Source organism: Burkholderiales bacterium (assembly GCA_013695435.1).
In the GTDB taxonomy this organism is placed as follows: Bacteria; Pseudomonadota; Gammaproteobacteria; order Burkholderiales; family JACMKV01; genus JACMKV01.
The window spans coordinates 1-9,111 of record JACDAM010000071.1; the positions used below are offsets into that span (position 1 = coordinate 1).

General features: G+C 61.9%; 6 protein-coding genes and 1 pseudogene. 5 read left to right on the forward strand and 2 right to left on the reverse strand.

Annotation, left to right across the window (positions count from 1 at the left end; translation table 11 throughout):
• Positions 1-21 precede the first annotated feature (21 nt).
• Positions 22-2,901, forward strand: a complete 2,880-nt coding sequence (gcvP, locus tag H0V78_04140; protein MBA2350995.1) for an aminomethyl-transferring glycine dehydrogenase — start codon at positions 22-24, stop codon at positions 2,899-2,901.
• Positions 2,902-3,176: 275 nt separating this feature from the next.
• On the opposite strand, the pseudogene H0V78_04145 reads toward gcvP, so the two are convergent.
• Positions 3,177-3,812 (reverse strand): annotated as a pseudogene (locus tag H0V78_04145) (ROK family protein).
• A gap of 297 nt (positions 3,813-4,109) precedes the next feature.
• Here H0V78_04145 and H0V78_04150 point away from each other — a divergent pair.
• The 4 genes from H0V78_04150 (at position 4,110) to H0V78_04165 (ending at position 8,115) form a co-directional block, all read left to right on the forward strand.
• Positions 4,110-4,649, forward strand: a complete 540-nt coding sequence (locus tag H0V78_04150) for a methyltransferase domain-containing protein (GenBank protein MBA2350996.1) — start codon at positions 4,110-4,112, stop codon at positions 4,647-4,649.
• A gap of 147 nt (positions 4,650-4,796) precedes the next feature.
• Positions 4,797-6,005, forward strand: a complete 1,209-nt coding sequence (locus H0V78_04155; GenBank protein ID MBA2350997.1) for a PQQ-dependent sugar dehydrogenase — start codon at positions 4,797-4,799, stop codon at positions 6,003-6,005.
• Between the two features lie 185 nt (positions 6,006-6,190).
• Complete coding sequence (locus tag H0V78_04160; protein MBA2350998.1) at positions 6,191-6,904, forward strand: type 1 glutamine amidotransferase domain-containing protein; 714 nt, start codon at positions 6,191-6,193, stop codon at positions 6,902-6,904.
• 212 nt (positions 6,905-7,116) lie between these two features.
• Entirely contained in the window at positions 7,117-8,115 is a 999-nt protein-coding gene (locus H0V78_04165) for a metal-dependent hydrolase (protein MBA2350999.1), read from the forward strand.
• Positions 8,116-8,330: 215 nt separating this feature from the next.
• Here the strand turns inward: H0V78_04165 and H0V78_04170 are convergent.
• The coding region (locus tag H0V78_04170; GenBank protein MBA2351000.1) for an HRDC domain-containing protein at positions 8,331-9,111 on the reverse strand (781 nt) is incomplete at its 5' end.

The following is a 9,111-nucleotide window of genomic DNA, read 5'->3' on the forward strand; positions in this document are numbered from 1 at the left end:
CTCGAAGACCGCGGCGATTTCATCCGTCGTCACATCGGCCCCGATGAACGCGAAATCCGGATCATGCTCGATCATCTCGGTTTTGCATCGCTCGACGAACTCGTCGAGCGAACGGTGCCCTCCGACATCCGCTCGCGGCAACCGCTGAATCTGGCGCCGCCGCACAGCGAGCGCGTGGTCGAAAGCGCGTTGCGCAAAATGCGCGCGCGCAATCAGGTGTTCACGACCATGATCGGCATGGGCTATTACGACACCATCGTGCCGAATGTGATCAAGCGCAACGTGCTGGAAAACCCGGGCTGGTATACGGCGTACACGCCTTATCAGGCCGAGATCAGTCAGGGTCGTCTGGAGGCGCTGCTGAACTTCCAGCAGATGATCATCGATCTGACCGGCATGGAAATCGCAAATGCTTCGCTGCTCGACGAAGCGACAGCGGGCGCCGAGGCGATGACGATGTCGCAGCGCGTGAGCAAGTCGCATTCGAAGCGTTATCTGGTCGACGCCGATTGTCATCCGCAAACGCTCGCGGTGCTGCAGACGCGCGCGCGGCCATTGCACATCGAGATCGTCGTCGGCGATCCCTGGCGGCTCGATATGCAGGAAGAATTCTTCGGCGTGCTGCTGCAATATCCGGGTTCGAGCGGCGCTGTTCGCGATCCGAAGCCGGTGATCGAATGGGCGCACCGGCGGCACGCACTGGTCACGATCGCTGCTGATCCGCTGGCGCTGGTGTTGCTGACGCCACCCGGCGAGTTCGGCGCCGACATCGTCGTCGGCAGCGCGCAGCGCTTCGGCGTCCCGCTCGGTTATGGCGGCCCGCACGCCGCGTTTTTCGCGACCCGCGAGGAATTCAAGCGGCAAATGCCCGGCCGCGTGATCGGCGTATCGACCGACAGCCGCGGCCGCAGCGCGCTGCGCATGGCGCTGCAGACGCGTGAGCAGCACATACGCCGCGAAAAAGCGACCAGCAACATTTGCACGGCGCAGGTGCTGCTCGCCGTGATCGCCGGTTTTTACGCGGTTTACCACGGGCCGCAGGGCTTGCGAACGATTGCGGAACGCACGCACCGCATGGCGCAGATTTTCGCCGCCGGGTTGCGTCAACTCGGCGTGTGCGTGATCACCGATAATTTCTTCGACACCGTTACCGTACGCGTACCAGGTATCGCGCGAAGAATCGCGGCGCGCGCGCGCGAATCCCGTTTCAATTTGCGTATCGTCGATGCCAGCACGCTCGGCATATCGTTCGACGAAACGTCGCGCCGCAGTGAACTGAAAACGCTGTGGAGCGTTTTTTCGACGCGCTCGGAACGCTCGGAGAATCTGCCCGATATCGAACGCATCGACGCCGAATTCGCCGAGTGCCTGCCGGCTCCGTTGCAGCGGACCAGCGCCATCCTCACGCATCCGGTATTCAATCGTCATCATTCCGAAACCGAAATGCTGCGCTATCTGCGCTCGCTGGTGCGGCGCGATATCGCGCTCGACCGGTCGATGATCGCGCTCGGTTCGTGCACGATGAAATTGAACGCGACGATCGAAATGATCCCGCTGACCTGGCAGTTGTTCAGCGCGATCCATCCTTTCGCGCCGCTCGATCAGGCGCAGGGCTATCGCCAGCTTGTCGACGAGCTCGACGAGCGGCTATGCGAAATCACCGGCTTCGCGGCGTTTTCGTTTCAGCCGAACGCCGGTTCGCAGGGCGAATACGCCGGTCTTCTGGTCATCCGCAAATATCACGAGATGCGCGGCGAGGGCAGCCGCGACGTTTGCCTGATTCCGGCTTCCGCGCACGGCACCAATCCGGCGAGCGCTGCGATGGCGGGGCTCAAGGTCGTGGTCGTCGGCTGCGACGAGTGTGGCAACGTGAATGTCGCCGATCTGAAAGCCAAAGCGCGGCAAAATCGCGAACAACTGGCAGCGCTGATGATTACGTATCCTTCGACACATGGCGTATTCGAGGATGCGATCAGGGAAATCTGCGCGATCGTGCACGAACACGGTGGCCAGGTTTATATGGACGGCGCCAACATGAACGCGATGGTCGGGCTGTGCCGGCCGGGTGAAATCGGCGTTGACGTATCGCATCTGAATTTGCACAAGACGTTCTGCATTCCGCACGGCGGCGGCGGCCCCGGCATGGGCCCGATCGGCGTGGCGCGGCACCTGGCGCCGTATTTGCCCGAGCATCCGGTCGTGCGCGGTATCAATCCAAACGCCGGGGAAGCGGGAACGGTCGGCACGGTCTCGGCGGCGCCGTGGGGATCGGCTTCCATCCTGACGATTCCGTGGACTTACATCGCGCTGATGGGCGCCGAAGGGCTGACGCGCGCAACGCAGGTTGCGATCCTGAATGCAAACTACATCGCCAGACGGCTAGAGCCGCATTATCCCATCCTCTACAAAGGCAGGAACGGCACGGTCGCGCACGAATGCATCGTCGATTTTCGGCCAATCAAGGAGCGTTGCGGCACCACCGTCGACGATGTCGCGAAACGCCTGATGGATTACGGCTTTCACGCGCCGACGGTGTCGTTCCCGGTCGCCGGAACGCTGATGATCGAGCCGACCGAAAGCGAAGACAAGGCTGAACTCGACCGCTTCTGCGATGCGTTGATCGGGATCCGCCGCGAAATCGCCGCCATAGAATCGGGCGCCGCCGACGCCGAAAACAATCTGCTGCGCAACGCGCCGCACACGCACGAATTGCTGCTCGAAGACTGGACGCGGCCGTACTCGCGGCAGCAGGCGTTTTTCCCGTTGCCTTATCTGATCGATAACAAATATTGGCCACCGGTCGCTCGTATCGACAACCTGCAAGGCGACCGCACCCTGATCTGCACGTGTCCGCCGATTGCGGACTATGCGGCCGGGGAGATCGCGATTTCTCCGGCTTGATCTCGAATCTGGTCAGGAATCGTCTACCGGTTGTGATCCCCGCGAAGCTTGAACCAGCAGACCCTGAGCCGGGAAGCGGGAATCCAGCGGGGTTTGCGCAACCATTACGTTACATGTTCGGTTCCTTCGTTTGTGAGATCGCAAAAGTTCGACGCCCCGAAGTGAACCAATGGCCACAACTGCCGTTAAATCATCCTCCAGCCGCCTTCTCCGGCGGCGGCACTGGCGTCCTGATGTTCGGTTTTCGCGGAATGGGTGCGTACATCCTCGAGATGCCATAGGCGAAATCCGCCGCGGAATGCGGTTTGGTTGCCACCGGTGCGCATGCCGTGAGGAAGCGCGCCCACCAACTCGGCGTTGCCGCCGCCAATAACCACGGATTCCGCGACCAGAGCACCAGCAAATAGCGTTGCCATTTCGACGACGACGCGGCGCCAGGCTTTTTTGCCGAGCCGCCGCAGGCCGGTTTTGCCGACCAGATCGGCAAATGACTCTTTTCCGTTGTGCCGGAGCTGGCCGAGTTCGAGCGGCAGGACGACGTTTTCTGCGATCAAGGTCGAGCCGAGCCCGGTGCCGAGGCCGAGGAACAACATGCGGCCGCCTTCGTAACTGCCCAGCGCCTGCATCGCCGCGTCATTGATGATGCGCACCGGTCGATCGAAAGCGGCTGCATAGTTGAAGCCGACCCATCCGCTGCCGAGATTCCACGGCTCGGAGCGCGGCCCGTTATCGCCGGCCAATCCCGGATACCCGATCGACACTGCTTCGTAGTCCCAACCTTTGGCGAGTTCCTGCACCGTCTTCACCATCTCCAGAGGTGTGAGGTCGGGGTGCGACGGGGCTTTGCGCGGCCGGGTTTTTCCGCTCGCCAGAATTTTAATCTTGCTGCCGCCGATATCGATCGCCAGAATCTTCTTTGGCGGGCGCGGCGCCGTGTCGCGCGTTTTGCCCGGGGTTTTTTCGGGACTCGATTTATCGGACGAAGGGCGACTGGTTTTCGCGCGGCCGTCATTGGTTTTCTCTGCCATGATCGGGTCTCCATTGGTTGACGTGCAAGATGATTTACATGCCACTGCATCCGGGCACGTTAGCGGGTTTCAGCGTATTCCATGAACGCTTCTCCGACAACCGTTTATGCTTACGCAACTAGCCGCCACGGTTCGTTTTCAAGACAGAAAAGCTCCACGCCCACTCATTGCGGAGGAAAAATGCGCCATACGATCTTGCTTATCGCAACGCTGCTTGCCGGCGCCGCGCACGCGCAGAATATTGTGTCGATCGATGTGCCCTATGTGCCGACGCCCGAGCCCGTCGTGGAAAAGATGCTCGAGATGGCCAGGGTCGACTCGAACGACGTAATCTACGATCTGGGGTCGGGCGATGGGCGCATCGTCATCGCGGCCGCGAAAAAATACGGCGCGCGCGGTGTCGGCGTCGAAATCGATCCGCAGTTGATCGGCGAGGCGCGCGATAACGCAAAAGCTGCCGGCGTCGCCGATCGCGTCGAGTTTCGCGAAGGCAATCTGTTCGAAATGGACTTCAGCGACGCAACAATCGTCACGCTTTACCTGCAGCGCCCGCTGAACCTGCGGCTGCGCCCGAAGCTGTTGCGCGAGCTGAAGCCCGGCACGCGCATCGTTTCGCACAGCTTCGACATGGGCGATTGGGCGCCGGCGGATACGGCGCGGGTCGAGGGTCGCAATATCTATTACTGGGTGGTTCCGAAATCGCCGCCCGAATCGCATTGACAACGGCCAATCGCGTTGACCGCCGCTTCGTTTCCTGAGCGGCGCCGCGCAGTTGCGAGATCAAAGCGAGATGCAGCGAATCCGCACGCCTAATCGTTGTCCATTCTTATTCGCATCCTCCCGAATGATGCAACTAAAGGAAACATCATGAGTTTTGGACGCCTGCCATACAATAACGATGGACATACTACGGTCAGAAAAAAACCCGGCGCCGCGGTCTTTTTGACTTTTGCAACGCTGACCTCGCTGATCGCAACTTCCGCGTTCGCACAAGCGCCGCGCTCGCCGACGCCGAAATCGGTCGATGCGCCGGTGCGCACAACCGTGGTTGCCAAAGGACTCGAACATCCGTGGGGCCTCGCGTTCCTGCCGGATGGCCGCATGCTCGTGACCGAGCGCCCGGGGCTACTGCGCATCGTCGATAAAAAAGGCAAGCTTTCGGAGCCGCTTGAAGGCGTGCCGAAAGTGTTGGCGCGAGGGCAGGGCGGTCTGCTCGACGTCGCCGTGTCGCCGCAATTCGCCAGCGACCGCCTCGTCTACCTGTCGTACTCCGAGCCGGGTAATGGCGGCGCCGGTACCGCGGTCGCGCGCGGCACGCTGGCGCAGGATGGCGGCAGTCTCGAAAACCTCAAGGTGATCTGGCGCCAGGTTCCCAAGGTCAACAGTCCGAATCACTGGGGCTCGCGGCTGGTTTTCGCGCCGGACGGTACGCTGTTCGTCACCACCGGCGATCGTTTCACGCATCGCGACAAAGTGCAGGATTTGTCGACCACCATAGGCAAGGTCGTGCGCATCAATGCCGATGGCTCGGCGCCGAAAGACAATCCGTTCAGCGGACGCGAGGGCGCACGGCCGGAAATCTGGTCGTATGGACATCGCAATGCGCAGGCCGCGGCGCTGCATCCGCAAACCGGGCAGTTGTGGACTATCGAGCACGGCGCGCGCGGCGGCGATGAGCTCAATCATCCCGAAGCCGGAAAAAACTACGGCTGGCCGGTCATCACCTATGGCATCGATTATTCCGGCCAGAAAATCGGCGAGGGCGCGGGAAAGGCCGGCATGGAACAGCCGGTTTACTGGTGGGATCCGGTGATCGCGCCGTCGGGCGCGGTTTTCTATACCGGCGATGCTTTCCCGAACTGGAAGGGCGATCTTTTCATCGGCTCGCTGAAGCCCGGCGCGCTGGTGCGGCTCGATCTTGAAAACGGGCGCGTTGCCGGCGAAGAGCGCTACCTCGGCAAGCTTGGCGAACGCATACGCGACGTGCGGCAGGGGCCGGATGGGCTGCTTTATCTGCTCACCGACAGCGATGATGGGCAGGTGCTGCGCGTCGAGCCGGCGGCAGCCGGCCGTTGATCGCAGCGAAGCATATACAACGACTCGCGCCCGGGCTCGATCCAATACCTGAGAAATCATGGACACGAAGGACAAGTTGCGAACGAACCCGCAGCAGCGGGCACGATCGGAATCCGCCGAGATGTCATTCCCGCGCACGCGGGAATCCAGCCGTTGAACGAAAAGAAGTATCAGGAAGCGTTTCGATGAAAATCCTGATCGTATTGACGTCGCATGATGAACTCGGCGATACCGGAGAAAAAACCGGTTTCTGGCTCGAAGAATTCGCCGCGCCCTGGTATGTGTTCAAGGACGCCGGGGCAAAGATCACGCTGGCATCGCCGAAAGGCGGCCATCCGCCGCTCGATCCGAAAAGCGATGATCCGGGCGCGCAAACGGCGGCGATTCTCCGCTTCAAGCAGGATCGCGATGTGCGGGAGGCGCTGGCGAATACGGTCCGGCTTGCAGATATAGCAGCCGACGATTATGACGGCGTATTTTATCCAGGCGGCCATGGTCCGCTGTGGGATCTATCCGGGAATCGCGATTCGATCGCATTGATCGAATCGTTGTATAAGGCCGGCAAGCCGGTCGCGGCGGTGTGCCATGCGCCTGCGGTATTCCGCCATACCAGGACACCCGATGGCGCGCCGCTGGTGCGCGGAAAGTCGGTGACCGGCTTCGCCAACACCGAAGAGAAAGCGGCTGGTTTGACAAAAATCGCGCCCTTTCTCGTCGAAGATATGCTCAAGGAAAAAGGCGGCAAGTATACGAAGGCCGGCGATTGGCTTGCGCATACGGTCGTCGACGGCAATCTGATAACCGGCCAAAATCCGGCGTCGTCGGAAGCCGCGGCGCACGCGGTGCTCGAACAGTTGGGTGTAAGCAGGCAAGGGCGGCAACGCGCGGCCGTAACGTAACTTAACCGCCCGGCGAGGAACCTCCAAATCAGCTTGTCATCCCCGCTCCCGATTTTAATCATTCAGGGCAGCTGCGGCCGGAATCCGATATTGTCTAGTTGTCCGGTCGTGAAGCGCCTCTGGATTCCCGCCGCAGCTTGCCCTCGAATGCTTTAATCGGGGGCGGGAATGACAAGCTTTTGTCTCGAGCACATCATGACGCGGATAGGACATTGGACCCAATCACGCACGGACTGCTAGGCGCGACCGCGGCGCAGGCGCTGCTCGGCCGGCCGCTCGGCTACCGCGCTGCGCTCGTCGGCGGCGTCGCCGGCCTCCTGCCCGATCTCGATGTGCTGATCGGCAGCCCGACCGATCCCTTGCTCGCGATCGAATATCACCGCCAATTCACGCACGCGCTCGCTTTCATTCCAATCGGGGGCGCGATCGGCGCATTGCCATTTCTTCTCGTCGAACGCAATCGCGCGCAATGGAAAACGATCGTTGCGGCGAGCACGATCGGCTACGCGACGCACGGCTTGCTCGACGCGTGCACGACTTACGGCACGCAACTGTTCTGGCCGTTCTCGTCTCATCGCGTGGCGTTCAACTGGATCTCGATCATAGATCCGGTGTTTACGGTCGCGCTGCTGCTCGGCGTCGTGTTCGGCTTGCGCAGACGCAGTGGCGGCCCGGCCGCGATTGCGCTGGCGTTTTGCGCAGCCTGTCTCGGAATCGGCGCGATTCAGGAGCAGCGCGCGTTGGATGTCCAGCGACGCGTTGCCGCAATGCGCGGGCATGAGATCAGCCGCGGCGCCGTGTTTCCGACCCTCGGCAACCAGGTCGTCTGGCGCGCGCTGTATCGGTCCGGCGACACGCTCTATGCGAATCGCATACGCGTGCCATGGTGGGGCGAGCCGACGTGGTCACAGGGCAACACAATAGCCGCAGTGCGCACGGACGAGCCGCTGCGGGAAGCGCGAAGCGACCCGCGCGTGCAGCGCGACTTCGAACGCTTCCGCTGGTTCTCGGATGGCTGGATTGCGCGCGCGCCGAAGGAGCTGGATGTGATAGGCGATGTGCGCTATTCGCGGCGCAGTGACGCGTTCGATCCGGTGTGGGGCGTGCGCTTTCATCCGGGCGCCGCAGTGCCGACCGAATGGGTCGACCGATCAGCAGATCGCGAACTTGCGCTGAGCGAGCTTTGGGCCGAGGTTCTGGGGCGACGCTAGGCGGAAAAAGTGGTGGGATCAGGAACCTTATTGGCGACCTCCCTGCCAGGCGCTACGTGGGCGGACAAGCGCTGCTTCCCCACCCCGGTCCTCCCCAGCAAGTGGGGAGGGAGCAAACCGAAGTGATTTCGTATCGAGTCCACCCCGGCCCTCCCAGCAAGTGGGAGGGAGCAAACCGACGTGATTCAGGATCGAACTGGCTTTCTCAGCGGCGGTCAAGCGCTGCCATCGGCGAAGATAGACGACTCGCGCGAAGCCCCTGACAGCACCGCCAGAAAAGTCTCCCCGTACTGCGCGAGTTTGCGCGCGCCGACGCCGCTGATCGCCGCGAATTCCGGCAAATCGCGCGGCCGGCGCGCCAGCATTTCGAGCAGGGTCGCGTCGTGGAAAATCACGTAGGGCGGCACGCCTTGTTCCTTTGCCAGCCTGGTGCGCGTTTCGCGCAGCGCCTGCCACAGCCCTTCGTCGTCTGCGGCGACGATACGCCGCGGGTCTGATTCTTTGCTTTGTTTGCGCTTTTCGCTGCGGGCACTTTCGACGCGAAACGTAATCGTCTGTTCGCCCTTGAGCAGCGGCCGGCTCAATGCCGTCAAGCGCAGCCCGCCGTAACCTTCGAGATCGGCGTTCAAAAATCCCATGGCCGCGAGTTGCCGGAAGACGCCGCGCCACTGGACTTCATTCAGCTCCTTGCCGACGCCGAATGTGCTCAGGTTATCGTGGCCGAACTGGCTGACTTTATCCGTCGTTTTGCCGAGCAGGACGTCGATCAGATGGCCAGCGCCGAAACGCTGTTCGGTGCGGTACACGCACGATAGCGCTTTCCGCGCTGCCTCCGTGCCATCCCAGGTTTGCGGCGGCTCCAGGCAGTTGTCGCAATTGCCGCATTGCGCCGGAGTGCATTCGCCGAAGTAGCCGAGCAGGCTGTGCCGGCGGCAGTGGATCGATTCGCAGAATCCGAGCAACGCATCGAGCTTCTGCCGTTCGAGGCGCTTGCGT

Excerpts from the sequence above, each read along its gene's own strand:
- H0V78_04150 (MBA2350996.1), top strand. The coding sequence starts at position 4,110 with ATGCGCCATACGATCTTGCTTATCGCAACGCTGCTTGCCGGCGCCGCG.
- H0V78_04155 (MBA2350997.1), top strand. The coding sequence starts at position 4,797 with ATGAGTTTTGGACGCCTGCCATACAATAACGATGGACATACTACGGTC.
- H0V78_04160 (MBA2350998.1), top strand. The coding sequence starts at position 6,191 with ATGAAAATCCTGATCGTATTGACGTCGCATGATGAACTCGGCGATACC.